The organism is Paraburkholderia phenazinium, from assembly GCF_900100735.1.
Classification (GTDB): domain Bacteria; phylum Pseudomonadota; class Gammaproteobacteria; order Burkholderiales; family Burkholderiaceae; genus Paraburkholderia; species Paraburkholderia phenazinia.
In genome coordinates this window covers 717537-742708 of the sequence record NZ_FNCJ01000001.1, presented here as the reverse complement: position 1 = coordinate 742708, position 25172 = coordinate 717537, and the positions used below count along the sequence as shown (strand labels likewise).

The window sequence follows — 25172 nt, the reverse complement described above, 5'->3', positions numbered from 1 at the left end:
GCCCAGATGGGGCCAGCGCGGCCCACAACGAGGGCGCGGCGTGCTACTCCGGCAGCGTCTGATGACGCGTTTCAAGGGCGAACGGCAGGATCAGCAGGCCCACCACGAAGGCCGCCGCGGTCCACGCAACCGGCAAGCCGAGCGACCCTTGCCAGTGGATCGCAGCCGCCAGCAGGAAGTTGACGCCGGCGCCGAGCAAGCGGCCGATCGAAGCGTTGAAGGCAAATGCAGTGGCGCGCATCCGGGTCGGATATTGCTCGGGCAGCCACAGCGAAAAGATCGCGAAGTTGCCGCCAAAGAAACCGAGGAACAGCAGCGACACCATGAACAGGTTGAGCCCGTTCGGCAGATAGAACACCCAGCCGAAGGCGATTACGATCGACACCGCCATGCCGGCGAAGTACACGCCAAGCGCCCCACGTCGGCCGAGCCGCTCAGCCAGCCAAGGCGCGGCGAGACAGCCAAGAATCGTCGCAAACGACAATACCGCCGCCCCGATCGACGCCAGATGCACGCCACCGATGCGGTCGATGCCCGCACGCGCCGCCAGCGTCACCACGGCGCTTGCTTCGTAGACCGACCCGGCCCACAAGCCGATGATCGCGACACCGACGAGACTCGCGCTCGTCAAGGTGCGGCGCCGATAGGCAGGCGCAAATATCTCCAGCAGCGGACGGCGCCCTGTCACCACAGGCGCCTTCGCCAGGCCAACGCCATGCGCGGATTTGCGCCACTGCCCGGGCTCCTTCACCTTCATCACCGTGAAGATCGCCAGCAGCGCCGGCGCCAGGCCGCACAGGAACATCGCGCGCCAGCCGTAGGTCGCGCCGACCGTATAGTTCAGGAGCGCAGCCAGAAAGAAGCCGAGGTAGTAACCGGTCTGCAGATAACCCGCGCCCATCTTGCGGCGGTCCTCCGGCCAGCTCTCTGCCACATAGGTGCCGGCCAGCGCCCACTCACCGCCCACACCGATCCCGGCAATCAGCCGGAACGCCGCCAGCTCCCAGACGTTGTGCGCAAGCGCGGCGGCACCGGTGAACACCGAGTAGATCAGGATGCTCGCGGCCAGCGTCTTGACCCGGCCGAAGCGGTCGGCGAGCGGCCCCCAGATGAACGACAGCCCCCAGCCGATCAGAAACAGCGCGAACAGGATCGAGCCATACATGCCGAGGTTGCCCGGCGTCGCGGCAATGCCCGAGGCGGGCAGCAACTCGGTGAGCGCCGGAATCAGCACGAGCGCGTAGATCACCGAATCCACGCCATCCAGCACCCATCCCGAGTAAACCGCCCAGAAGCCGCCGATCTGCTCGCGGGTAAGGGGCGTGCGCAGGGGCTTGATCCCCTGCGTCGATGCAGCGATCGCTTTGAACATCTGTGTCTCCTGTCGACCGGAGTGAGAGCAAAGCGCTTACTCCGGTCCCATGCAAGATGGTTGTGGGCCAGTCGATGCCAGCCCTTCTGAAGCGACGCGCGGCAAGTCAGCCTGGGGCGCGCTTCGGTTTTTTGTGAACCCAGTATAAGAACGCGCTCAATCGCCGAAAAATATGATATTTCTCTTAATCCATCGGATTTTCCTATGGGATCGGTAAAGCGAGGAGACGCGGATGGATCTGCGGCAACTGCGGTATTTCGTCAAAGTAGTGGAGTGCGGCAACGTCACGCGAGCGAGCGAGGCGCTGCATATCGCGCAGCCGGCGATCAGCCAGCAGATGCGCAACCTCGAGGCCGATCTGGAAATGCAACTGCTCGAGCGCAGCGTGCATGGGGTTGCGCCCACCGCCGCCGGGCAGACGTTGTACCGCCACGCGCTCGAGTTGTTGCGGCAGGCCGACGGCACCCGCGAACTGTTGCGTCAGGATGCCGAGTTGCCGCAGGGCAAGGTGTCGGTGGGCATGCCGTCGAGCACGGCGCGCGTGCTGGCGATCCCGCTCGCGCGGACCATTCGCGACCGCTATCCGGGCATTGCGCTGGAATTGATCGAAGCGCCGAGTGCGGATCTCGGCGGGTTGATCGGCGGCGGGAGGGTGGAACTGGCGGTGGTGGTGGACGCCGTCGAGACGCGCGGCGTCGTCGCCCAACGACTCCTCAGCGAGGCGCTCTATCTGATTGCATGGCCGGAATTCCCCATGCCCGAGGAACCGGTCACGCTCGCCGAACTGGCGCGCATGCCGCTGATCCTGCCGAGCGCGCCGAACACGATCCGCAGCCGGGTCGACTGGGCGCTGCGGGAAGCCGGTCTGCCATGCGAGATCCTGTTCGAGGCCAGCTCCACTTCGCTGTTGTTCGCGGCCGTGATGGCGAAGCTAGGCGTGACGATCCTGCCGTGGAGCGCCGCGCATGTCGAACTCGACGAGCACAAGCTGAAGCTCGCCAAGGTTGATCACCGGTTGTTCTCGCGCACGCTGTCGCTGTGCTGGCATGACACGGCGTTGCTCAGCAACGCCGTGCAGAAGGTACGGGCCACCATGCTCGAACTGTTCGCCGAGCTGGGACGGTGGCCGCAATGGGCTGCGGCGGATTAGGTGATAAGGCGTGGTCAGGTCGCCGCGCGCCGCACGAACAAGCGCCGCGTCAGATCGAACGCCACCAGATTGCCGGCCACGACCAGCATCAGACCGACGACCGCCAGGACGGTCCAGTGATAGCCCTCGAACACCGTCGAGACCGCCAGAGCCACGATCGGAAACAGCACCGTGCAATAAGCGGCACGCTCCGGCCCCATGCGTCCGACCAGCATCAGGTAGGCCGTAAACCCCACCACCGAGCCAAACACGGCCAGATACGCCAGCGCGCCGAGGTATCGCACATTCGGTTCCACGGCGAACGACAAGCCCGCCGCCGCGCTCCCCACCGTCAAGATGCTGGCGCCGATCAGCATGGCCCAGCTATTGGTGACGAGCGGGTGCAGGCCCATCGACTGCATCCGGCTCGACAGCAGGCTGCCGGTCGAAAAACACAAGGTGCCGAGCAACGCGACGCCCATCCCGAGCCACGCGGCACGGTCACCGAGGTGTCCGGCCACCTGCGGCACAAACAGGCACAGGATGCCGGTAAGGCCCAGCAGCGCGCCCACGATCACCGTGGGTTGCAGCGGACGCCCCATAAACAGCCGGCCATTGATCGCATTCAGCAGCGGCGCAATCGAGAAAATCACCGCGACCAGACCGCTCGGCACAACCTGCTCGGCGTAGTAGAAACACAGGAAGTTGCAGCAGAACAGCGCAAGGCCCTGCGCAAACAGATACCGCCAGGCCGCGCGCGGCGGCCAGATCGGCCGGCGCATGATGCGCAGCAGCGCGAACAGAATGAGCGCGGCGAGCCCAAAGCGCCAGGCAATCGACACTGGCGGCGGCACCACGCCGAGTTGCCATTTGATGGCGATCCAGGTGGTGCCCCAGATCAGAACGGTAAGCGCGTAGAGGAACAGATTCATGGCAAGACTTGCAGGGGTGAATGCGGGGATTTGTCCACCCGACTATGCGCCCGCGAGACGCCTGACACTTGTCCAGGATTGCGCACTTGTTGGTGGCGGCAAGCGTCGAGCGCGGCACCCGCTCTATACTGTAAGCCATGCAATCTGCCACTCATTCTGCCGTGAACAGCCGTCTGCCCGATTCCGTGACCGCCCCCGCCGAAACCCCGTTTGGCCTTCAGTCGGTGTGTCACACGCTGCGCGACGCCAACGCTGAGCTGCATCGCTTCGCATGGCTCGGCGACCAGTTAGCGGTGGCCGAATGGACCCGCGAGACCAAGGAAGCCGAAACCGTCTACGACAACCCGGGCCATCACACGCTGTCGTGCTACCTGGATGGCGGATACCGCACTGAGCGTCAGAAGCTGCCGGGCCGGTTTGGCGCACCGGCACGGCTTTGTGCCCTGCCCGGCGACCACGACTCACGCTGGTGGGTGCGCGGCCAGATGCATTTCATGCACCTGTACTTCCTGCCCGAGCACTTCACCCAGCGCGCCGTGCGCGAGCTGGACCGCGAGCCGCGTGAGGTGACGCTGGCCGACCGCACCTATTTCGAAGACGCGCGCATTGCCACGCTGTGCCAGTCGTTGACCAACGAAAGCTGGGATGACACCGACGGCCTGCTACGCGCCAACGAGACGGCGCATGAGGTATTGAGCCTGTTGCTGCGCTCGCAAGGCGTGAGCCGCGCGGACGCCAGGCTGACGGGCGGACTCTCGGTGGCGACGCGCCGGCGGCTGCGCGACTATATCGACGAGCATTTGACCCAACCGATCACACTCGGCGATCTGGCCGAAGTGGCCTGTCTGTCGGAGTACCACCTGGCGCGGATGTTCCGCACCTCGTTCGGCCTGCCGCCGGCTGCATGGATTGCCCAGCAGCGCGTCGAGCGGGCGCGGGTGCTGTTGGGCACCACCGCGCTGCCGCTCGCCCAGATCGCGGCGCGCTGCGGATACGCGAATGCCAGCCACTTCAGCCACCGATTCCGCGAAGCGTTGGGCGTGCCGCCAATGCTCTACCGGCAAGCCATTCGGGCAGCGTAGCCGCGACGACTACTTCAGGGCCATCGCCAGCACGCGCGCCACATGCACCGCGTCGACGCCGGCGCCATCGTGAATCTGATGCCGGCAACTGGTGCCGTCGGCCACCATCACCGTATCGGTGCCGATCTTGCGCACCGCCGGCAGCAACGACAACTCCGCCATCGCCTGCGAGGTCGCGTAATGCTCGGCCTCGTAACCGAAGCTGCCGGCCATCCCGCAGCACGACGATTCGACCGTCGACACCTTCAGGTTCGGAATCCAGTTCAATACGGTTTGCACCGGCGTGAAGGCGTCGAAGGCTTTTTGATGGCAATGGCCATGCACCAGGGCGTTTGCCGTGGACAACGGTTTGAGTTCTAGTGCGAGACGCCCCGCCTTCTGCTCGCGCACCAGAAACTCTTCGAACAGGAAGGCGGACTTCGAGAGCTGCTGCGCTTCTTCGCCAAAGCCGTATTGCAGAAACTCGTCGCGCAACGACAGCAGGCACGACGGCTCAAGTCCGACTATCGGCACACCTCGTTCGACAAACGGCCTGAACGTGTCGAGCATGCGCCGCGCTTCCTGCTTCGCTTCGTCTACCAGGCCCGCCGCGAGGAACGTACGTCCGCAGCACACCGGCCGCTCGCCTGCGCGGGTGTTGAAATGCACGTTGTAGCCGGCGGCTTCCAGCACCTGCTGGGCGGCGCGTGCATTCTCCGGTTCCATGTTGTTGTTGAAGGTATCGACGAATAACAGGACTTCTTTCGTCTTCGCGGTAGCGTCGGCGCGTGCGCGCGCCGACGCTACCGATCCGCTCGCCACAACGCTCGCCAGGAACGACTTGGTAAAGCGCGGCAGCGAGCGTTGCGGCGCAAAACCCACCGTACGCTTAAACCAGGCAGACAACACCGGCACATTCTCAGCCAGCGCCATCAACCCGGGCACCTTGCTCGCGAACGGCGCATAGCGCGGCATGAACGCCACCAGCCGGTCGCGCACGCTCAGGCCGTGCCGCTTGACGCGCGCTGCCCGTGCCTCGATCTTGAACTTCGCCATATCGACGCCGGTCGGGCAATCGCGCTTGCAACCCTTGCACGAGACGCACAGGTCGAGCGTCTCCTTGACGTCATCGCTCGCCAGCCCTTCCTCGCCGAGTTGCCCTGAGATCGCGAGGCGCAGCGTATTGGCCCGGCCGCGCGTCACGTGCTGCTCGTCCTTCGTCACGCGATAGCTCGGGCACATCGTGCCTGCATCGAACTTGCGGCAATGGCCGTTGTTGTTGCACATCTCGACGGCCTTGGCGAGGCCGCCGGACAGGTCGTTGCCGGTGCCCGGCGGCGTCTCCTCGCCGGTCAGCGGATCACGTACGACGTTCCATGCCGACCAGTCGAGCGTGGTCTCCAACGCCCGTTCCCGATAACCCGGCGCGAAGCGGAAATTGCGCGCGTCGTCCATCTTCGGCGGGCGCACGATCTTGTCCGGATTGAAGCGATTGCCGGGATCGAAGAGCGCCTTGATCTCGCTGAACGCCTGGTTCAGGCGCGGCCCGTATTGCCATGCCACCCATTCGCCACGGCACAGTCCGTCACCGTGCTCGCCCGAGTACGCGCCCTTGTATTCCTGCACCAGCGCCGCGGCTTCTTCCGCAATCGCCCGCATCTTGGCCGCGCCGTCGCGCCGCATGTCGAGAATCGGCCGCACGTGCAGCGTACCGACGCTTGCATGGGCGTACCACGTGCCTTCCGTATCGTGGCGGTGAAACACCTCGGTCAGCCTGCCGGTGTATTCGGCCAGGTGTTCGAGCGGCACCGCACAGTCTTCGATGAAGGACACCGGCTTGCCGTCGCCCTTCATGCTCATCATGATGTTCAGCCCGGCCTTGCGAACCTCCCACAAGGCTTTCTGCTCGTTGGCGTCCGGCATCTGCACGACCGAATCGGGCAGGCCGAGGTCGGCCATCAGCTCGGTCAGTTGCTTAAGACTGGCGAGCTGCGCGTCGCGGCTTTCGCCAGCGAATTCCACCAGCAGGATCGCCTCGGGACGGGCCACCAGCGCCTTCTCGATGACCGGGCGGAACGCCGGGTTGCCGATCGCGAGCTCGATCATCGTGCGGTCCACCAGTTCGACCGCCACGGGCTTGAGCTTGACGATATGCTGCGTGAGGTCCATCGCCTGCCAGAAGGTCGGGAAGTTGACCACGCCAAGCGTCTTGTGGGCGGGCAACGGCACGAGCTTCAGCGTCAACTGCCGGCTGAACGCGAGCGTACCCTCCGAGCCGACCAGCAGATGCGCGAGGTTGGCGATGCCGTCATCGGTATAGGCGCGCGGATTCTGGCAATCGAACACGTCGATGTTGTAGCCAGCCACGCGCCGCAACACCTTCGGCACGCGTGCCACGATCTCGTCGCGTTCGCGCAGTGCGATGCGCTTCACACCTTCAACGATCTGCTGCAAGCGCGCGCCCTGCGGCGCCTCGCGCAGCGACGCGAAGCGGGCCTCGCTGCCATCGGCGAGAATCGCCTCGATGGCCTCGACGTTGTGCACCATGTTGCCGTACTCGATGGAGCGCGAGCCGCACGAGTTGTTGCCGGCCATGCCGCCGATCGTGCATTGCGCCGCCGTCGACACATCCACCGGAAACCACAGCCCGTGCGGCTTGAGCCAGGCGTTCAGGTGATCCAGCACGACACCCGGCTCGACCGTCACGGTGCGCGCCTCGGCATCGAACGCGACGATATTGTTCAGCCACTTGGTGGTGTCGACCACCAGCGCCTCGCCGACGGTCTGCCCGCACTGGCTCGTACCGGCGCCGCGCGCGAGCAAGGGCACCTTCTCGCTGCGCGCGACTTCGAGCGCAATGCGCAGGTCGTCCTGGTCACGCGGCACCACGACGCCAATCGGCGTGATCTGGTAGATCGATGCATCCGTGGCGTAACGGCCGCGGCTGGCGGCGTCGAATAGCACATCGCCGCGCAGGGCGTCGCGCAGGCGTTTGGCGAGCGGCGTCGTCATCCGGGCGCTGGACGGCACCAGATGAATCGGTTTGACGAGCATGGGGGAAGCGGCATTCGTCATAGCATCGGCCCGAAGAAATCTTTAGAAGAGCGTCACACTGACGGGCGCGAGCCCTTCAATGCGGCCGCTTGCCGTGCCTGCGCTCTGCGGGAAAAACATGCCGGTGTACGAGCCGGTCGTGATCACCATCTCCGGGGTCACGGCCAGGCCACGCTTCAACGCACAGTGATTCACGAGCCAGGTGAGCAGCCGGCGCGGATCGCCAGCCGGGTTCGCCGCTGCCTCGAGCACCACATTGCGCCCCTCGAAACTGAAGCTCAGCGACGGCGCGACAAACGGAAAGTCTTCGCGATACGGTTCGAATTCGCCCACCAAGAGTGCGCCGTTGTTCTGCAGGTCGGCGAGTTGCGCCAGTTTGTCGACATTCGGCCACGCGGCATAACGGCTCGCGACAATTTCTATCGTTGTCCCAATCGACCCGATACCCGCCAGCACTTCGGCTTCGCTGTAGGGTTGTTGCGACGGTTCGAAGCGGCGGCCAAAACGGAAGGCAATCTCCAGTTCGAGGGCGAGTGGCGTAAAGGCTTCGCGCGGCAATCTCGCGCCGTTGTCATGGACATCTACCGCCGGCAGCGGCGCGCCCTGGATCGGTCCGGTGTCCGACTTCGCTCCGATCTTCCAGCCGCCAATCTGTGCGCCCGACAAACGCAGGATCTCGTGCTGGATCGCGTAGGCCGCATCGGCATCAGCCGGGATCTGTTCAGGCGGCAAGCTGTCGAGCGTCTGGTGGCGTGCCCGCGCATCGGTGAGGCGCTGGCTCAGAGTGGAAATATCGGTTTGGTTCATTGTGGAAGGCGAAGGGTTGGAAATAATTCGGCGCAAGCGTCTGCCGCGCGCTCAGACCTTGAGGCCCGGCGCCGGATGCGCGCCCGGTGCCGCGTTCAGTTCGAACTTGCTCTCCGGCTGCATGCGGAAGGCGAGCACCACACCGATCGCCATCAACACCATGCTGCCGACAAACGGCAATTCCCAGCTGCCGAAACGGTCGATCAGGAAGCCGCCTACGACCGGCGAAATGATTGCGGCCAGCGCCGAGCCGGTGTTCATCATGCCGCTGGCGGTGCCGGAGTATTCCGGCGCAATGTCCATCGGAATCGCCCACATCGGACCGATCGTCATTTCTGCAAAGAAGAAGCCGGCCGAAAGGCACGCCATCGAGATGTACAGGTTGTGCGCAAACATCAGCGGCACCAGCACAGCCAGCGTGAGCAGCATGCAGATCGACACCATCCAGCTACGTGCATGTTTCAGGCTGCCGGTGCGGATGTAGATCTTGTCCGTGACGATGCCGCCGAGCGTGTCGCCAAGCACACCTGCAAAAAATACCGTCGAAGCGAAGATGGCCGACTTCTGCAAGTCGAGGTGATAGCTATGCAGGAAGTATTGGGGAATCCAGCTCAGGAAGAGCCACAGCGTCCAGCCGTAGCAGAAGTACACAATCGTGACCGGCGCCATGCGGCGAAACAGGGCTTTCCACGGTACGTTGGCAGCCTTCGGCTTCGGCATCGGCAGAACTTCGAGTTCTTCGGACGTGATGCGCGGATGGTCTTTGGGATGCTCGGTGAAGGTCACCGCCCACACGATTACCCACACCAAGCTGAACACGCCACAGATATAGAACGATTCGCGCCAGCCCCATGTCGCCATCACCAGCACGATCGCGCCGGGCGCCACCGCATTGCCGATACGCGACGCCGCATGTGTAATGCCTTGCGCGAAGCCGCGCTTTTCTTTGGCGACCCAGCGCGCCATTGCGGCGGTCGCCGCAGGAAAGGTTGCGCCCTCACCAAAGCCGAGCAGCAGGCGCGCGGCGAGCAGCGAGGTCAGCCCACCCGCGAGCCCGGTGAGAATGGTGGCCACCGCCCACACCGCGCCACAACAGATCAGCGTGCGCTTCGCGCCAAAGCGATCGCTCACCCAGCCGCCGATGATCTGAAACACGAGGTACGGATAGGCGAAGGCCGAGAAGACGAGGCCGATCTGCGTATGTGAAAGTTGGAACTCCTTGCCAAATCCCGCTGCGGCGGTACTGACGTTGACGCGGTCTAGATACGTAATGAAATACATGATGCATAGCATCACTAAAACGATACTGCTCGCACTGGTCACACGAAACCGCTTCATCGTCTGTCTCCGTTGCTGGTGTCGACCGCTCGCCTGGAACGGCGCGCTGGGTCGTTGTTCCCCTAGCGTGCGCTGCATGGGCGTCGCGTTATTGGATCGCCACTGCCCGTTACCGCCGGGGAAGGCCTCTTACCTTCCCCTTTACTGCTCACCGCTTGCTGCTCAGGCGGCGGCTTTCAGACCGGCCTCTTGCGCCTGGGCCGTCAACCATTCCATCGCGGCCGGCAAGCCGCTCGCCGCGACCGGCACGCCCGCGAGTTTCAGGCCCATTTCGCAACCCGCCAGCGTTGCCAGCAGCGTAAGGTCGTTGCAGTCGCCCAGATGGCCGATCCGGAACATGCGACCTTTCATCTTGCCGAGGCCCGTGCCGAGCGACATGTCGAAGCGTTCGTAGATCGTCTTGCGCACGGCGTCGGCATCGATCCCCTCGGGCATCATCACGCCCGTCAGCACCGGGCTATACACGGCAGGGTCCGCACACTGGATCTCCAGACCCCACGCCTGCACCGCGCGGCGGCAGGCTTCGGCCAGACGTTCGTGACGCGCGAAGACGTTGTCGAGCCCTTCGTCGAGAATCATGTCGAGCGCTTCCGACAAGCCGTACAACAGGTTCGTGTTCGGCGTGTACGGCCAGTAACCGGACTTGTTCATCTCGATGATCTCGGTCCAGTCCCAGAAGCTGCGTGGCAACTTGGCCGTCTTGCCGGCCGCGATCGCCTTCGGCGATACCGCGTTGAAGCTAATGCCCGGCGGCAGCATCAAACCCTTTTGCGAGCCTGACACCGTGACGTCGACGCCCCACTCGTCATGACGATAGTCGGCGCAGGCCAGACCCGAGATCGTGTCGACCAGCAGCAGGGCCGGGTGGCCGGCTGCGTCGATCGCGCGGCGCACGGCGGCGATATCCGAGGTGACGCCCGTCGAGGTCTCGTTGTGCACCACGCAGACGGCCTTGATCGCATGCTGGGTGTCTTCGCGCAGACGCGCTTCGATCATTTGCGGCTGCACGCCACGGCGCCAGCCTTCGATGCCCGGCAGGCCGAGGAACTCCGGCTTGAGCCCAAGGCTTTCGGCCATCTTCTTCCACAGCGTCGCAAAGTGACCCGTTTCGAACATCAACACGTGATCGCCGGGGCTCAGCGTATTCGACAACGCGGCTTCCCACGCACCGGTGCCCGAAGCCGGGTAGATCACCACGGGTTGCTGGGTCTTGAAGATCTTCTTGATGCCGTCGAGCACCTTCAACCCGAGTGCGCCGAATTCAGGGCCACGGTGATCGATGGTGGGATAGCTCATCGCCCGCAGGATCCGGTCGGGCACAGGGCTCGGCCCCGGAATCTGCAGGAAGTGACGGCCAGCGGGGTGAAAGTCGAGTTTCAGCATCTGTCTTCTCCAATTGAATTTTGCATGCAAAAAACTATATCAGACGATCGACGGTGAACCCAAGGTTAAATTTGTGCTGTGACACCCGTGTTTACCCGGCATATTAACTATTGCGTCAGGTTCCTATAAAATCGCCTCCAGTGATAGTGAGGGTTTTTGTATGCAAAATTCGGAATTTGAGGCGGACACCGCTGGCACCCCGCTGATGCCGAAGGTTGAGCGGCAGCGGCTGCACGACACCGTGGTCGAGCACATTCGGCGCTTTATCGTCGAGGGCGTACTGGAACCGGGCAAGAAGCTCAACGAGCGCGAGTTGTGCGAGACGCTCGGCATTTCCCGTACGCCGTTGCGCGAAGCACTGAAGGTGCTCGCGGCGGAAGGGCTGATCGAGATCTGGCCGAACCGGGGCGCGTCGGTGTCGAAGATGTCGGAGGCGGAGCTGCGCGAGACCTTCGAGCTGATGAGCGGGCTCGAGGCGTTTTCGGGTGAGCTGGCGGCCGAGCGGATTACGGCGGTTGAGCTGGCCGAGATCAAGGCGTTGCATTACGCGATGCTGGCGTGTCGGGCGCAGAACGATCTGGCGGGGTACTACAGCCGCAATCAGGCGATCCACGACAAGATCAATGAGGCAGCGCGCAACTCGGCGTTGCGGCAGACTTATATTTCGGTGAATCGGCGGTTGCAGGCGCTACGCTTCAGATCGAACTTCCAGATTCCGAAGTGGGACCGCGCGGTCCACGATCATGGAGAGATGCTGGAGGCGCTCGAGGCGCGCGATGGCAAGCGGTTGAGCGCGATCTTGCGGCAGCACTTGCTGGATAAGCGGGACGCGGTGTTGCAGGTGCAGTCGCGGGAAGAGGTGGCGGGGGGGACGTTGAAGGTGTGAGCGGACCCGCCGGCTATGCGGCTACCACTGTCGGCGCCCGCTTGATCTTCTTGGGGGCGTGCTTGCGCGCCTGCCATAGATCGTAATCTAGTTGCATGCCGAGCCACAGGTCGGCCCGGCCGCCACGCTCGACTCCGAGCCACTGCTCGATGCGCAGCGCCATTTCTGGCGTGATGCCACCGCGCTCATTAAGCAGACGAGACAACGTCACCCGCGATATTCCGAGTTGCTTTGCAGCCTCGGTAACCGTCAGGTTCAGTGCAGGCAGCACGTCTTCACGAAGGATGGCTGCGGGGTGCGGCGGGTTGAACATATTGGACATAGCTTTCTTCACTATGGAAATCTGATGTGCCAGGCGACTTTCGTAGCATATTGCAGTGGCAGCGCCTAGCGATCTGCCGCTTTAATGGTAATCCCTGTAATCAACGAGGATTGCATCTTCACCTTCAAACGCGAACGTCAGCCTCCAGTTGCCGTTTACCGCTACCGCCCACAATCCTGACTCACTCCCCTTAAGAAGGTGCAATCCCCAACCTGGTTGATTCATGTCCTGCGGCGATTTTGACCTGTTCAGCGCCGTCAACTGACGACTCAGTCGCGCCCGGTGCGCAGCCTGTATCCCTGCTGCAGAACCCGTCTCAAAGAAGCGCTCTATACCTTTGTGTTTAAAAGATCGGATCATGGTACGTTTTTAGAACTACCGTACGGTTTGATTGTATCATGTGTTAATACACCTTACACTGCGAAGCGCGCAACGCTTCGTTAAGTGCGGTCCGAGTTTAATCAAGTGTTCTCGTTGTATCGCTGCGCGCCACCTGCCTGACATGTACGCATTGCAAATGCAAGGTCGCGCAGTTTAATGTGTAGTCCATATCATTATTACCATTGCTTGTCGACCAGTACGTATTTGACCATACCGTAGCGGCGTCGGGATCGTTACCACGCAATTTGACAACCTGGCGCCAGACTCCGCACCGCCCTATTCAGCCCGCTCCCCACCTATGGTAGAAAGTGAGCTCACCCCCATAACGCGAACTCACCGAGCCCACCCTATGTCCTCCGTTGTGGCCTTCAAGCTGGTCCTGCTATCGCTCATCGCCATGATCGGCCTGCAGTTGCTCGCGAAGCGACTCCGCCTGCCGCCCGCCGCCGCCCTGCTGATAGGCGGCGCCGCAATGGCCTTCGTGCCAGGCTTGCCCGCCGTCACGCTAGACCCCGCCCTGGTACTGATCGTCTTCCTGCCGCCTCTGTTGATGGACGGCGCCTACTTCTCAGTGTGGGTCGAGTTCAAACGCAACCTCGGCGGCATCCTGGCGCTGGCGATCGGCGCGGTCGCCTTCACCACGCTGGTAGTCGGCGTGGTCGCGCATCAGATCGTGCCCGGTCTGCCGTGGGGCGCATGCTTCGCGCTCGGCGCGATCGTCTCGCCGCCCGATGCCGTCGCCGCCAAGGCCGTACTCGAACGCGTCTCACTGCCGCGCCGCTTGATGGTGCTGCTCGAAGGCGAGAGCCTGTTGAACGACGCGGCCGGGCTGGTGCTGTTCCGCTTCGCCCTGGTGGCGGCACTGACCGGCACATTCAGCACCAGCCATGCCGTCGCCAGCTTCGCGATCCTCGCGCTAGGTGGCATCGCGGTCGGCCTTGCAATCGGCTTCCTCGTCGTGAAGCTACTGGTTTATCTCGACGATGCCTATCTGATGATCACGGCGTCGTGCCTATCCGCCTGGATCAGCTATATCGTGGGCGAGACGCTCGATGTCTCCGGTGTGATCGCAACGGTCAGTTGCGGCATGATGCTCGGCTGGCATCAGCACGACATCTTCTCCGCCGCCGTACGCATGCGCGGCACGGCCTTCTGGCAAGTCATCGTCTTCCTGATGGAAGCACTGGTGTTCATTCTGATCGGCTTGTCGCTACGCGGCGTGATCGTCCGCCTGGGGGGCGTCGGCGAGACGCTAGTCGCCTTTACGCCAGCGGTGGCCGCGATCCTCGCAGCTGTCGTGCTCTCGCGCTTTGCCTGGGTATTCGGCAGCGAAGCGTTGAAAAGCCCGCTCTGCAAGTTCCTGCGACGCAGCAACGTCTCGCCCGACTGGCGCTCGGCCACCGTCATGAGTTGGGCGGGCATGCGCGGGGTCGTCACGCTTGCAATCGCCTTGTCGTTGCCCGACACGATGCCCGGTCGCGATCTGATTCTGGTGGCCGCGTTCGCCGTGATTCTGGTGACGGTGCTCGGGCAGGGCACCACCATCGGCCCGCTTATCCGCTGGGTCAAGCCGGCTCACGCGGCGCGCGACGAACGGCTTTTGAACGAGCCGCAAGCCTGGGCGCGTCTCGAAGCCGCGCAACTCGCCGCGATCCAGCCGCTCGTGCGCGATGCCGAAGGCAACGTCATTCATCCGCGCCTGCTTGAGCAATATAGTTACCGGGCGCGGATCACCGAAGCCTATCAGTTCGAGACGGCATTCCCCACCGACGAACGCGCCGCCCACTACGACGTGGTGTTGGCCGCGATTGCCGCAGGGCGCACGGAATTGTTGCGGATGCATCGGTCGGAGTTGATCGACGATGAGATGCTCACCGTTCTCGAACACGATCTCGATCTCCAGGAGATTGCCGCGCAGCACGGACGGGGATAATACGAGCGGCTACAAGCAGTTCGGCATTCACCGACCTGCTTGTAGCGGTGCCTCGCCCGGTGAGGCAATCGGCAAACCATCCAGCTCCCGAAAAACCTCACCTTTCGCGCCCTACGACCTATTGCTGAGCGTGCCGAAGCTCAATGCCCCTTGAACAGATCGAGCAGTTGCGCCTGCATCTGCATCATCTCGTGGGCATGCTTCATTTCCATCTGGGCCATCGTGTCCTGATAGTCCATCTCCATCTGCATCATCTTTTCCTGAATGCCGATGGCCTGCGTGCGCTGTTCGGGAGTCAGCTTGTCCATCATCATCCCCCAGTTCGGCGGCATGGTGTAGGTGCCGCTGCGGCCAATGCCCTGCGCGTGGACCGAGCCTGCTAACAGTGCCAACGGCAGCAGGCCGCATACGATGATGCTTCGAATCGATTTCATGACAGTCTCCAGTTTTCACGTGATGAGCCGCGCTGACAGCACGGCAACAAAAACAACAAGCCACTGAGCAGAGCAGCAGGCGCCGGTCTTGCCGTCGCACGCGCCGCGTCTGCAAACACAACACCTTGCCGGCAGATCGAAAACGGCTGGCTAGGTGTTTCATGGACTTAGTCGAAGTCACGCACCGGATATGACAGAGGACTTGAAAATACTTGCAGGGCAGGTATGACCCTGGAAGAAACAAAGGTGAGACTATTCGGGATCACGGCACGCGTGAGGATCAAGTCCCTGGAAATCCTCACCTTTTCAACATACCCACCGCACATAAAAGAATCGCCCGCGCGGTGACCCGGCGCGGGCGCAGGCACATTCACGCCAGCAAGTTCAGCTCTTCCATGACGAGTGCAAAATCATCGTGCAGAAGTTTTCGCGGTGGTAGTGCGGATCCTTCAGCGCCAGCACGTCGGCCTTGACGTTGCCGAACGTCGTTTCGGGCTTGTGGATCGTGCCCTGCGCGAAGGCGTCGATGATGCCTTCCTTGAAATGATCGCCGCGCGGATGGTGATGCACGACCTCATGGCGCTGCTCTTCAGTGAACTCGTTGTAGGCAAGCCCGAGCACGTCCATCTCGACGCCCGCCGTCACCAGCGCCACGACCGGCTTCATATATTGCGGAATGCCCGGCGTGGTGTGCAATGCGATTGAATTCCAGACCTGCTCGATGTCGCTCTCGCCAATCCCGTGATGTTGCAGGAAATCGCGCGCCGCGTTCGCGCCATCCACTTCGAAGCGGTCGTGTGCGCTGCTATACGGCTCGACGAGGCCCATGTCATGAAACATCGCGCCGATGTACAGCAACTCCGGATCGTATTTGAGCCCTTTGCGCTGACCCGCGAGCGAGCCGAACAGGAACACGCGCCGCGAGTGGTGATACAGGAGCTCGGTTTCGGTGTCCCTGACAAGCTGTGTAGCTTCTCGCGCCATCAGACTATCGGGGATCTTGATGCCTGCAATCGTGCTCATTTGAGCGTCTCCAAAGGGATGCAGTTAAATGGGCCCAGCCATGCGCAACAAGGGTTTGCTATGCTGTTCCGAGATTGGTTTCCCGGGCCGGGCTGATGTAGTTCAGTATTCGTCAGCCGCTTCGCGCGAGCAACGAGCGCGGACCGCTCAACCCTGCCAAACGCACTGCGCTTTCTGCCGTCGCCACTCAAGCCACCCAATGAGTGCCGGTGCGGCTAGTTCTCAACGAGGTCATTAAATGCCAACCGTCGCCGTCGCGATCTTTCCCGGAGTGCAAGCGCTCGACGTCGCGGGACCGGTTGACGTGTTTTCGGAAGCCAATCTGTTCCTCCCTCCCGAGGCCCACTACACCGTGACCTTGTTGAGCGCCGAAGCGGGTGCGCTGCGCACGTCCAATGGCATGAAGCTGGTCGCCGACGAGACCTTCGAACAGGCACGCCGTGCCTTCGACCTGGCGCTGGTGGCCGGCGGCCCCGCCCTGCCGGAGAGCGAACCCGACCCGCGACTGACCCACTGGCTCAAGAGCGCCGCTGCCCATTGCAAGCGCTACGGATCGATCTGTACCGGCGCATTCGCACTCGGTCATGCGGGCTTGCTCGATGAACGCAGCGTCACGACTCACTGGCAGCACGCCGCGCAACTGGCCACGCAATTTCCGCGTGCACGGGTCGATTTCGACCGCATCTATCTGCGCGACGAACGGCTCGTCACCTCGGCAGGCGTGACGGCCGGCATCGACTTGTCGCTTGCGCTCGTCGCCGAAGATCACGGGCCGCGCATCGCGCTCGCGGTCGCCAAGCGCCTGGTTGTATTTGCGCAGCGCCAAGGCGGGCAATCCCAGTTCAGTCCTTATCTGACGGCGCCTGCGGACGAAACGTCGGCAGTGGCCAAGGTTCAGTCCCATGTGATGGAACATATCGGCGAGCGCTTCACGGTGAAGCAACTCGCGGACGTCGCCAGCATGAGTTCGCGCAATTTTGCCCGCGTCTTCGTGCAGGAGACCGGCGTCACGCCGCACGAGTTTGTCGAGCGGGCGCGGGTCGATACGGCGCGCAAGCTACTCGAGAGCAGCCCCGCGGCGCTCAAGGCGATTGCCTACGATTGTGGGTTTGGCACCGCGGACCGCATGCGCATTGTGTTCGTGCGGCGCATCGGCACGACGCCGATGCAGTATCGGGAACGCTTCCGCTCGGCATGAGTGCGGCGGCGCTGCAGGCTTACGGGGCATCGTGAGAAAATCCTGGGTTCTACCTGCCCTCCCCGTCGACCATCATGACCACAGCCATTACCCGCGCCATCGTCACCGGCCATACCCGCGGCCTCGGCGCTGCGCTTGCGGAACAACTGCTGGCGCGCGATATTGCCGTGCTGGCGCTTTCGCGTTCGCGGAACGCCGCACTCGCCGAGCGTTACCCGCAAACGCTCGAGGAAATCGAGCTCGATCTCGCCGATCCTGCCCGAGTCGCGCAATGGATCGCGGGTGACGCGTTGCGCCGCTTCGTCGACGGAGCGCAAAGCGTGCTGCTATTCAACAACGCCGGCATGGTGCAGCCGATTGGCCCGATCGAAACGCAGGACGCCGGCGCGATTGCTGCCGCGGTCGGCCTGAATGTGGCGACGCCGCTGATGCTGGCGAGCGCCATCGCGGCTGCGAGCGTCACGGCAAGCGACCGGCGCATCGCGCACATCTCGAGCGGTGCGGCCCGTAACGCCTATCCGGGCTGGAGCATCTATTGCGCGACCAAGGCCGCGCTGGATCACCATGCGCGTGCGGTCGCGCTCGACGCCAACCGCGCGCTGCGGATTTGCAGCGTTGCACCCGGGGTGGTCGATACCAACATGCAGGCGGAGATTCGCGGCAGTGACAAAGAGCAGTTCCCGCTGCGCGAGAAATTCGAAGACCTGAAGCGCAATGGGCAACTGACTTCACCCGAGCAATGCGCGACCCAGTTGATCGATTTCGTCTTGAGCGACGCGTTCGGGCAAGCGCCGGTCGCCGATATCCGTGAGTTGGCTCAGCGCAGCTGACTCACCTAGGCCCCTCCGGGTCCGGCTCCCGAATATTCTCACCTATCGGCGCCGGCCCGCAGACTTGAGTCTCAAGCGGGACGTTTGCCTCAGATCCACGCCACGAGCGGTGCTGCCACACGCCGCAACATGCTCACCAAGCCCTGACGCTCCCGAAAACACTCACCTTTCGCTTACCGCCCCCCTTCCGCCGCCTCGCACGGCTTACGCTTTTTGCGTGGTGCGCACTGTCGAATCCAAAAGCAAAACGCTTCAGATACGGGGACACCCGCACGTCGGTTGACTGGCCACCAAGCCACTCGTACAGTGCATTACAGATAGCAAGCGTGGCAGCACCGCGCCCTTGATCGATTCGTGCGGGCTTTATATCGAACAACACCCCGCATCCATCGATTCCGCTCATAAAGCACACGAAAGGAGACATTCGTGAACAATCCCGCCAAGAAACCCTTGCGTAGTCAGGCCTGGTTCGGCAAAGCCGACAAGGACGGCTTCATTCATCGCTCGTGGATGAAGAACCAGGGACTGCCACATCATCTGTTCGATGGCCGTCCGGTAATCGGCATCTGCAATACATGGTCGGAACTCACGCCGTGCAACGCGCACTTCCGCGAACTGGCCGAGTATGTCAAGAAGGGCGTGTACGAGGCGGGCGGATTTCCGGTGGAATTTCCGGTCATGTCGCTAGGTGAATCGAATCTGCGGCCCACCGCCATGCTGTTTCGCAATCTGGCGTCGATGGATGTCGAGGAGTCGATTCGCGGCAATCCGATCGACGGCGTGATCCTGCTATGCGGCTGCGACAAAACCACCCCTGCGCTGCTGATGGGCGCGGCGTCGTGCAACCTGCCGACGCTGGCCGTCTCGGGCGGCCCCATGCTGAACGGCCGCTATCGCGGCCAGACGCTCGGCTCGGGCACCGGTGTCTGGCAAATGTCCGAGCAGGTGCGGGCCGGCACGATGAACATGGAGCAGTTCATCGAAGCGGAAAGCTGCATGAACCGCTCGCGCGGCCACTGCATGACCATGGGTACGGCCTCGACGATGGCTAGCATGGTCGAAGCGCTCGGTATGGGACTGCCGCACAATGCGGCCATTCCCGCCGTCGATGCGCGCCGCCAGGTGCTGGCTCACATGGCGGGGCGCCGCATCGTCGAGATGGTCAACGAAGACCTCACGATGGACAAGATCCTGACGCGACAGGCCTTCGAAAACGCGATCCGCGCGAATGCCGCGATAGGTGGCTCGACCAATGCCGTGGTGCACCTGTTGGCGATTGCCGGACGAATTGGCGTGGACCTGAAGCTGGAAGACTGGGAGCTCGGCTCCGAGGCGCCCTGCCTCGTGAACCTGCAGCCGTCCGGCGAATTCCTGATGGAGGATTTCTATTACGCCGGCGGCTTGCCTGCGGTGCTACGCGAACTGGGTCAGGCGCAGTTGCTCCATCGTGATGCGTTGACGGTGAACGGCCGCACGATCTGGGACAACGTCAGCGAAGCCGAATGCTTCGACCGCAAGGTGATTTTCTCCTTTGAGGCACCGTTCAAGGCCCATGCGGGCATCGCTGTACTGAAGGGCAATCTGGCGCCGGATGGTGCGGTGATCAAACCGTCGGCGGCGACGGCTGCGCTTCTGCAGCACCGCGGCCGCGCGGTGGTATTCGAAAGCGTGGAAGACCTGCATGCGCGCATCAACGACGACAGCCTCGATATCGACGCCAGTTGCGTGATGGTGCTCAAGGGCGCCGGACCGAAGGGCTACCCCGGCTTTGCCGAGGTCGGCAATATGCCCTTGCCGCCCAAAGTATTGAAGCAGGGTATTACGGACATGGTGCGCATCTCCGATGGCCGGATGAGCGGCACGGCCTACGGTGCGGTGGTCTTGCACGTGGCCCCGGAAGCGGCTGCCGGCGGCACGTTGGCGCTGGTTAAAGATGGCGACATGATCGAACTCGACGTGGCGGGGCGGCGGCTTCATCTCGACGTGGACGATGCCGAGCTGGCGCGCCGTCGCGCGGCCTGGCAAGCCCCGCCCGCGCCTCAGCGCGGCTGGTACAAGCTATACGTGGAGAGCGTGCAGCAAGCCAATCTGGGCGCGGATCTCGAGTTCCTCGTCGGCTCAAGCGGCGCAGCGGTGCCGCGCGACTCGCATTGAGCGAACACGATGCCGGTCATCAAGACATTGATCGGCAAACCTGATTCAAGCATTGAGCAACTCGCCTTCGAAGCCATGACTCCGTCAAGCGTAAGCCGACCTGAAATCGCAGGGATCTATCCGATCCTCTATGCGTTCTTCGACCGCGACAACCGGCTCGATCGGCCAGCGATGCGCAGACAGATGCAGGCCATTGTCCGCGCCGGTGCGCCGGGTGTGGCGATGCTCGGTCTAGCGACTGAAGTCAACAAGCTCTCGCGTGCCGAGCGCGAGCAGGTGATTCAGTGGGCGCGTGAAGACAGCGGTGGGAGCTTGCCGCTTGCGGTGACTGTGAGCGGCACATCGGTAGAAGCCCAACGCGAACTAGCCCGCTTCGCGGTCGAGCAAGGCGCAAGCTGGCTTATCCTGCAGCCGCCTGTCTTGCCGCCAGGCACCGCGCCCCAGCCAGAGAGCTTCTATGCCGACTTCTTCGCCGCCGTGATGGAGGGATTCGATGTGCCGATGGGCATTCAGAACGCCCCCGAATATCTTGGCGTGGGACTCTCGCCCGACAACCTGCAACGGCTCGCGGCGCAGTGTCCGAATTTCTGTCTGCTCAAGGGCGAGGGGCCGTCGATCGTACTGGCGGAGACGGTTGCACGCATTGGCCGTCTGATGCCCGTGCTGAACGGGCGTGGCGGCCTCGAGCTACTCGACAATCTGCGCGCCGGTTGCAGCGGCATGATCGTCGCGCCCGATTGCTTCGACTGGCAACAACGCGTCTATCAGGCTTTCACAGCCGGCGACTCCGCGCGGGCCGAAGCGTTGTATCGGGAGGTGTTGCCGGCCATCGTGTTCGTGATGCAATCGCTCGATACGCTGATCTGCTATGGCAAGCGCATCGCTGCGTGGCGTATGGGTTTCGAGGTGCAGCACGATCGCGACCCAGCCTTGCTACCTAGCCGCTTCGGCCTCGAAGCGGCCCGGCGGTTTGCTGACCTTCTGGGACCGTTGCCCTAATCCCGTCCGGACAAAGGAAGCGAGAAGCTACGCCAACGCTCCCAGGCCACGCATCCATCGCCGACGCACTTCAAGCACGCTCCCGAAAAGTCTCACCTTTCGGTTACGGACCAGCGTGCCCGAGTGCGGCGATGGTGTGCGTCGCGACTGCTCGTCGCGTGCTTAAGTGCACCTAGTGCACCGCATCCTGCTCCGAGTGCTTCGCCGGCCTACCCGTCTTGACGGTCTCGACAGCCGCGATGGCATCGAGCAGGCGGTCGACTGAGATCCCTTCAAGCAACAGCAGACCCGCGCGCAGCAGTTCACTCTTCTTAACGGCCACGCCCGCGTCCAGGCATTTCTGCTTCAACGCGTCGATTTTCTCGTAGTCCGACTTCGGCATGGTGAAGCTATCGCGAACCACCTTCTCCTTCTTCGCGCGCTTTGTCTTTTGCTCCACTGCGACGCTGAGCGGTTCGGATTCTGCCGGACGGCGTGGCTTGGCGCGGGGCTTGCCCGTTGGGGCCGTCGCTTTGGTCTCCCCGGTCGCTCCACTAGCTTTGGTCGCTTTGGGCGCTCTCGCGGCTCTGGCCGCTTTGACAACCGTGGCCTTGGTTTCCGGCGCAGGTGCGTGAACGGCCCCGGCACTGCCATTGGCGCCCGCGGGCGATTGAACGGCTTTCCTGGTCGACTTTCTGGTACTGGATGTGGCCATGGTCATCTCCGTGTGGAAAACGTCAAAACAGTATATACCGTTTATCCCATTTTTCCGGCCACTGGACGAGCGTCGGGAGACCAAGATGAGTTGTCCACAGAATTTGTTTGCAAGGGTGTGAATAACTTTCTAGCAAACGATGCAAGTGATTGATGCGCCAGAGATTATCAAGCGGGAGTCAAGCGTGTGCAGCGCTTCGTCTCGCCAATCCGCAAGCCGTCCCTCGATCGGGTGCGAAGGTGATAGGCGAGTGCGGCAAGACCCTCACCGATGAGCCGCAAAAGGTGAAACCAAAGTGGGCTCAAGAGCGCACCTCTTCGTCGGCACACACGGCTCCCGAATAACCTCACCTTTGCATTGAGCCGCAGTTAATCTGCATTGCCAGGTACGCCTTCAAATAGCCGACACGATGCTATCCAGCCGGCTCGCCGCATTCTCATAGGTCGCCTCGATGCCTTTTTAGGCTCCCGAATATCCTCACCTTTAGTCGTTCGCATCGGATCAGATGCATAGCGCAGCCTTATCTCGCCACTGCAGCGCTCCGACTGGTTTGCACCTCTTGAAGCCTGCTTCTCACACCCCTTTAACCATCGTTTGCAATTCGTTCATGCCCAGCCAGCGGGCCTCACCAGAGAATCCGTAACGCCGCACACGTCTCGTTACAAACCGAGAGAGCTTGTCATATGCGCCCTTCCTAGAATGCGCATGTGCCTGTCCCATCCACGGTGCCCCACAACAATCCGGAGTTGTCCTGATGACGTCCCTACAATCACAAACGGTCGCAAACCGCGCGCTGCCCTCCCGCAAACGGGCCTCGTATTCACGCACGTTGGTGCGTACGCTGGTCGCTGCAGCCGCACTCGCCGCCACGGCGCCTGCCGCATTTGCACAGGTCGTACTGGTGCCGGTTCCTGGTCCGGTTCAAGAACACGTTCCGCCGCCCCGTCCGGGACATATGTGGCATCACGGCTATTGGCAATGGGAGCATGGCCGCTACGTGTGGATTTCGGGCACTTGGGTGGCCCAACCGACCGTCGCCTACGGCGTGTATCCGGCAGCGGTACAACCGGCGCCTGAACCGCCGCCGCCCCCGCGGGTCGAGCGTCTCTCGGCGGACGCGCTGTTCCCGTTCGATCGCGGCGACGTGAACGACATCCGCCCTGCGGGCCTGTCCGATCTCGCGCAGATCGCGGCGCGTCTGCGCGCCAGCCCGTTCGGTCATGTCGAGGTGCGCGGCTATACCGACCGGCTCGGCTCCGACGCCTATAACCTGGATCTCTCCAGACGGCGGGCCGAGGCAGTCAAAGCGGTGTTGGTCCAGCAGGGGGTGCCGGCGCAGAAGATCCGTGCCGACGGACTCGGCAGCCAGGATCCGGTGACCCAATGCGGCAATATGGATAACGCGGACCTGGTGCGATGCCTTCAGCCGGATCGCCGGGTGGAGATCGTGACGTACGTGCGGGACTAGGACTAACTACGCGGGCACGGTGATCGTGCCGTCTGGCTCGTCACCGTGAGGACCGCGCGGCCTCATTGCGGTCTTACTTCGCCACGGGCATGGTGAATTCCGCGCCCTTGGCGATGCTGTCGGGCCAGCGCTGCATGATGCTCTTGTAGCGCGTATAGAAGCGCACGCCTTCTTCGCCATAGGCATGGTGATCGCCGAATAGCGAGCGCTTCCAGCCACCGAACGAGTGCCAGGCCATCGGCACCGGAATCGGTACGTTGATGCCCACCATGCCCACCTGAATCTGCCGGCCGAAGGCGCGCGCCACGCCGCCATCGGAGGTGAACAGCGACACACCGTTGCCGAATTCGTGCGCGTTGATCAGTTCGACCGCGCTCGCGAAATCCGGCACCCGCACAACTGCCAGCACCGGCCCGAAGATCTCTTCCTTATAGATCTTCATCTGCGTGCCGACCTGATCGAACAGCGTGCCGCCGATGAAGAAACCGTCTTCGCCCGCCACCGGATGCGTGCGGCCATCGACGATCAGCTTCGCACCTTCCGCTTCGCCCGACGCGATATAGCCGGCCACCTTGGCCTTGTGTTCGGCCGTCACCAGTGGGCCCATTTCGGCGTCGGCGTTTTCACCGTTCTTGATGACGAGCGACTTCACGCGCGGCACCAGCTTTTCGATCAAGCGATCGCCCACATTGCCGACGGCCACCGCCACCGAGATCGCCATGCAACGCTCGCCTGCCGAACCGTAGGCCGCACCAATCAGCGCGTCGACGGCCTGGTCGAGATCGGCATCGGGCATCACGACGAGGTGATTCTTCGCGCCGCCCAAAGCCTGCACGCGCTTGCCGCGCTTCGAGGCTTCGGTATAGATGTATTCGGCAATCGGTGTGGAGCCGACGAACGAGAGCGCCGCGACGTCCGGGTGCTCGATCAGCGCATCGACCGCAACCTTGTCGCCGTTGACGACGTTGAACACGCCATCGGGCAGGCCCGCTTCCTTCAGCAGTTCGGCGATGCGCAGCGACGCCGACGGATCGCGCTCCGACGGCTTCAGCACAAACGTATTGCCGCATGCGAGCGCCACCGGGAACATCCACATCGGCACCATCACCGGGAAGTTGAACGGCGTGATGCCGGCGACCACGCCCAGCGCCTGACGCAGGTTCCAGTTGTCGATGCCGCCGCCGATCTGGTCGGTGAAGTCCGTCTTCAGCAGGTTCGGAATGCCGCACGCAAATTCGACCACTTCGATGCCGCGCACCACTTCGCCCTGCGCATCCGAGAACACCTTGCCGTGCTCGCGCGTAATCAGCAGCGCCAGTTCGTCGTGGTGCTGATTGAGCAACTCCTTGAACTTGAACAGAATGCGCGCACGCTTGATCGGCGCAGTCTCGCTCCATGCGTGGAAGGCCGCCTTGGCCGCCTGGACCGCCGCGTCGACTTCCTCGACCGAGGCAAGCGCCACCGAGCCGGTCACTTTGCCGGTGGCGGGATTGAACACGTCCTTGAAACGGCCGCTCGCAGGCGCGGCTGCCACGCCGCCGATGAAATGGCCCAGTTGCTGCACCGACAGGTTCGCTTGCTCGTTCACTGCATTCATTTCGTTACCTCGGGTTCTGGATGGAAGCGGCGCGCGGGCGCCCTGGAGACCCGCTGACTTTATCGGCGCGGCCGGCCGGATTCCCTACACAGCCAAACATCGCGCGACCAAACTGTATTGTTTTCGGGACGGCAACCGTATTGGCAGACGACCCGAGCGATTGATGCGTTTTGACTA

21 protein-coding genes are annotated in these 25172 nt (G+C 62.9%); 9 read left to right on the top strand and 12 right to left on the bottom strand.

The window, feature by feature from the left end:
• Positions 1-43: 43 nt before the first annotated feature.
• Positions 44-1372 (bottom strand): MFS transporter, encoded by a 1329-nt coding sequence (locus BLQ92_RS03365; protein ID WP_090681664.1) that lies wholly within the window; start codon positions 1370-1372, stop codon positions 44-46.
• A 232-nt stretch (positions 1373-1604) separates the two neighbouring features.
• Here BLQ92_RS03365 and BLQ92_RS03360 point away from each other — a divergent pair, with 232 nt between their 5' ends.
• Positions 1605-2522, top strand: coding sequence for a LysR substrate-binding domain-containing protein (locus BLQ92_RS03360; RefSeq protein ID WP_090681662.1), 918 nt, complete (start codon positions 1605-1607; stop codon positions 2520-2522).
• Between the two features lie 14 nt (positions 2523-2536).
• Here the strand turns inward: BLQ92_RS03360 and BLQ92_RS03355 are convergent, their stop codons facing one another.
• Complete coding sequence (locus BLQ92_RS03355; protein WP_090681660.1) at positions 2537-3433, bottom strand: DMT family transporter; 897 nt, start codon at positions 3431-3433, stop codon at positions 2537-2539.
• Between the two features lie 161 nt (positions 3434-3594).
• Between BLQ92_RS03355 and BLQ92_RS03350 the strand changes: the two genes are divergently transcribed.
• Complete coding sequence (locus BLQ92_RS03350; RefSeq protein ID WP_425194900.1) at positions 3595-4515, top strand: helix-turn-helix domain-containing protein; 921 nt, start codon at positions 3595-3597, stop codon at positions 4513-4515.
• Positions 4516-4524: 9 nt separating this feature from the next.
• Here the strand turns inward: BLQ92_RS03350 and BLQ92_RS03345 are convergent, their stop codons facing one another.
• The 4 genes from BLQ92_RS03345 to BLQ92_RS03330 all read right to left on the bottom strand — a co-directional run bounded on the left by BLQ92_RS03345 (position 4525) and on the right by BLQ92_RS03330 (position 11076).
• Complete coding sequence (locus BLQ92_RS03345; RefSeq protein WP_090681657.1) at positions 4525-7569, bottom strand: FAD-binding and (Fe-S)-binding domain-containing protein; 3045 nt, start codon at positions 7567-7569, stop codon at positions 4525-4527.
• Between the two features lie 21 nt (positions 7570-7590).
• Positions 7591-8355, bottom strand: a complete 765-nt coding sequence (locus tag BLQ92_RS03340) for a 2-keto-4-pentenoate hydratase (protein ID WP_175772169.1) — start codon at positions 8353-8355, stop codon at positions 7591-7593.
• 51 nt (positions 8356-8406) lie between these two features.
• On the bottom strand, positions 8407-9693 hold the full coding sequence (locus BLQ92_RS03335) for an MFS transporter (protein ID WP_090681656.1): 1287 nt from the start codon (positions 9691-9693) through the stop codon (positions 8407-8409).
• Positions 9694-9855: 162 nt separating this feature from the next.
• Complete coding sequence (locus BLQ92_RS03330) at positions 9856-11076, bottom strand: pyridoxal-phosphate-dependent aminotransferase family protein (RefSeq protein WP_090681654.1); 1221 nt, start codon at positions 11074-11076, stop codon at positions 9856-9858.
• Between the two features lie 160 nt (positions 11077-11236).
• On the opposite strand from BLQ92_RS03330, the gene BLQ92_RS03325 reads away from it, so the two are divergent.
• Positions 11237-11962 (top strand): GntR family transcriptional regulator, encoded by a 726-nt coding sequence (locus BLQ92_RS03325; RefSeq protein WP_090681652.1) that lies wholly within the window; start codon positions 11237-11239, stop codon positions 11960-11962.
• 13 nt (positions 11963-11975) lie between these two features.
• On the opposite strand, the gene BLQ92_RS03320 is transcribed toward BLQ92_RS03325, so the two are convergent.
• Complete coding sequence (locus BLQ92_RS03320; RefSeq protein WP_090681650.1) at positions 11976-12284, bottom strand: HigA family addiction module antitoxin; 309 nt, start codon at positions 12282-12284, stop codon at positions 11976-11978.
• A gap of 81 nt (positions 12285-12365) precedes the next feature.
• The gene (locus BLQ92_RS03315; RefSeq protein ID WP_090681648.1) at positions 12366-12644 is read right to left on the bottom strand and encodes a type II toxin-antitoxin system RelE/ParE family toxin; all 279 of its coding nucleotides are present in this window, start codon (positions 12642-12644) and stop codon (positions 12366-12368) included.
• 370 nt (positions 12645-13014) lie between these two features.
• Between BLQ92_RS03315 and BLQ92_RS03310 the strand changes: the two genes are divergently transcribed.
• Positions 13015-14598: a Na+/H+ antiporter gene (locus BLQ92_RS03310; protein WP_090681647.1), complete on the top strand. Its 1584-nt coding sequence runs from the start codon at positions 13015-13017 to the stop codon at positions 14596-14598.
• Positions 14599-14738: 140 nt separating this feature from the next.
• On the opposite strand, the gene BLQ92_RS03305 is transcribed toward BLQ92_RS03310, so the two are convergent.
• Positions 14739-15032 carry a hypothetical protein gene (locus BLQ92_RS03305; RefSeq protein ID WP_090681645.1) on the bottom strand — a complete coding sequence of 98 codons (294 nt, stop codon included), beginning with the start codon at positions 15030-15032 and terminating at the stop codon, positions 14739-14741.
• A 384-nt stretch (positions 15033-15416) separates the two neighbouring features.
• Positions 15417-16055 (bottom strand): HD domain-containing protein, encoded by a 639-nt coding sequence (locus BLQ92_RS03300; RefSeq protein WP_090681644.1) that lies wholly within the window; start codon positions 16053-16055, stop codon positions 15417-15419.
• Between the two features lie 238 nt (positions 16056-16293).
• Here BLQ92_RS03300 and BLQ92_RS03295 point away from each other — a divergent pair, with 238 nt between their 5' ends.
• The 4 genes from BLQ92_RS03295 (at position 16294) to BLQ92_RS03280 (ending at position 21236) form a co-directional block, all read left to right on the top strand.
• On the top strand, positions 16294-17253 hold the full coding sequence (locus BLQ92_RS03295) for a GlxA family transcriptional regulator (RefSeq protein WP_090681642.1): 960 nt from the start codon (positions 16294-16296) through the stop codon (positions 17251-17253).
• 74 nt (positions 17254-17327) lie between these two features.
• On the top strand, positions 17328-18083 hold the full coding sequence (locus tag BLQ92_RS03290; protein WP_090681640.1) for an SDR family oxidoreductase: 756 nt from the start codon (positions 17328-17330) through the stop codon (positions 18081-18083).
• Positions 18084-18509: 426 nt separating this feature from the next.
• Positions 18510-20237, top strand: a complete 1728-nt coding sequence (locus BLQ92_RS03285; protein ID WP_090681639.1) for an IlvD/Edd family dehydratase — start codon at positions 18510-18512, stop codon at positions 20235-20237.
• A 9-nt stretch (positions 20238-20246) separates the two neighbouring features.
• A complete protein-coding gene (locus BLQ92_RS03280) occupies positions 20247-21236 on the top strand; it encodes a dihydrodipicolinate synthase family protein (RefSeq protein WP_244106123.1) in 990 nt (329 codons plus the stop codon).
• Positions 21237-21408: 172 nt separating this feature from the next.
• Here BLQ92_RS03280 and BLQ92_RS03275 read toward each other — a convergent pair whose 3' ends face one another.
• On the bottom strand, positions 21409-21930 hold the full coding sequence (locus tag BLQ92_RS03275) for a hypothetical protein (protein WP_090681637.1): 522 nt from the start codon (positions 21928-21930) through the stop codon (positions 21409-21411).
• A 754-nt stretch (positions 21931-22684) separates the two neighbouring features.
• On the opposite strand from BLQ92_RS03275, the gene BLQ92_RS03270 reads away from it, so the two are divergent.
• Entirely contained in the window at positions 22685-23398 is a 714-nt protein-coding gene (locus BLQ92_RS03270; protein WP_090681635.1) for an OmpA family protein, read from the top strand.
• Positions 23399-23471: 73 nt separating this feature from the next.
• Here the strand turns inward: BLQ92_RS03270 and BLQ92_RS03265 are convergent, their stop codons facing one another.
• Positions 23472-24995: a CoA-acylating methylmalonate-semialdehyde dehydrogenase gene (locus BLQ92_RS03265; RefSeq protein ID WP_090681634.1), complete on the bottom strand. Its 1524-nt coding sequence runs from the start codon at positions 24993-24995 to the stop codon at positions 23472-23474.
• Positions 24996-25172 lie beyond the last annotated feature (177 nt).

What these genes read in the sequence shown, in the direction of transcription:
- BLQ92_RS03365 (WP_090681664.1), bottom strand. Translation starts at nt 1,372, where the DNA reads ATGTTCAAAGCGATCGCTGCATCGACGCAGGGGATCAAGCCCCTGCGC.
- BLQ92_RS03360 (WP_090681662.1), top strand. Translation starts at nt 1,605, where the DNA reads ATGGATCTGCGGCAACTGCGGTATTTCGTCAAAGTAGTGGAGTGCGGC.
- BLQ92_RS03355 (WP_090681660.1), bottom strand. Translation starts at nt 3,433, where the DNA reads ATGAATCTGTTCCTCTACGCGCTTACCGTTCTGATCTGGGGCACCACC.
- BLQ92_RS03345 (WP_090681657.1), bottom strand. Translation starts at nt 7,569, where the DNA reads ATGACGAATGCCGCTTCCCCCATGCTCGTCAAACCGATTCATCTGGTG.
- BLQ92_RS03340 (WP_175772169.1), bottom strand. Translation starts at nt 8,355, where the DNA reads ATGAACCAAACCGATATTTCCACTCTGAGCCAGCGCCTCACCGATGCG.
- BLQ92_RS03335 (WP_090681656.1), bottom strand. Translation starts at nt 9,693, where the DNA reads ATGAAGCGGTTTCGTGTGACCAGTGCGAGCAGTATCGTTTTAGTGATG.
- BLQ92_RS03330 (WP_090681654.1), bottom strand. Translation starts at nt 11,076, where the DNA reads ATGCTGAAACTCGACTTTCACCCCGCTGGCCGTCACTTCCTGCAGATT.
- BLQ92_RS03325 (WP_090681652.1), top strand. Translation starts at nt 11,237, where the DNA reads ATGCAAAATTCGGAATTTGAGGCGGACACCGCTGGCACCCCGCTGATG.
- BLQ92_RS03320 (WP_090681650.1), bottom strand. Translation starts at nt 12,284, where the DNA reads ATGTCCAATATGTTCAACCCGCCGCACCCCGCAGCCATCCTTCGTGAA.
- BLQ92_RS03315 (WP_090681648.1), bottom strand. Translation starts at nt 12,644, where the DNA reads ATGATCCGATCTTTTAAACACAAAGGTATAGAGCGCTTCTTTGAGACG.
- BLQ92_RS03310 (WP_090681647.1), top strand. Translation starts at nt 13,015, where the DNA reads ATGTCCTCCGTTGTGGCCTTCAAGCTGGTCCTGCTATCGCTCATCGCC.
- BLQ92_RS03305 (WP_090681645.1), bottom strand. Translation starts at nt 15,032, where the DNA reads ATGAAATCGATTCGAAGCATCATCGTATGCGGCCTGCTGCCGTTGGCA.
- BLQ92_RS03300 (WP_090681644.1), bottom strand. Translation starts at nt 16,055, where the DNA reads ATGAGCACGATTGCAGGCATCAAGATCCCCGATAGTCTGATGGCGCGA.
- BLQ92_RS03295 (WP_090681642.1), top strand. Translation starts at nt 16,294, where the DNA reads ATGCCAACCGTCGCCGTCGCGATCTTTCCCGGAGTGCAAGCGCTCGAC.
- BLQ92_RS03290 (WP_090681640.1), top strand. Translation starts at nt 17,328, where the DNA reads ATGACCACAGCCATTACCCGCGCCATCGTCACCGGCCATACCCGCGGC.
- BLQ92_RS03280 (WP_244106123.1), top strand. Translation starts at nt 20,247, where the DNA reads ATGCCGGTCATCAAGACATTGATCGGCAAACCTGATTCAAGCATTGAG.
- BLQ92_RS03275 (WP_090681637.1), bottom strand. Translation starts at nt 21,930, where the DNA reads ATGGCCACATCCAGTACCAGAAAGTCGACCAGGAAAGCCGTTCAATCG.
- BLQ92_RS03270 (WP_090681635.1), top strand. Translation starts at nt 22,685, where the DNA reads ATGACGTCCCTACAATCACAAACGGTCGCAAACCGCGCGCTGCCCTCC.
- BLQ92_RS03265 (WP_090681634.1), bottom strand. Translation starts at nt 24,995, where the DNA reads ATGAATGCAGTGAACGAGCAAGCGAACCTGTCGGTGCAGCAACTGGGC.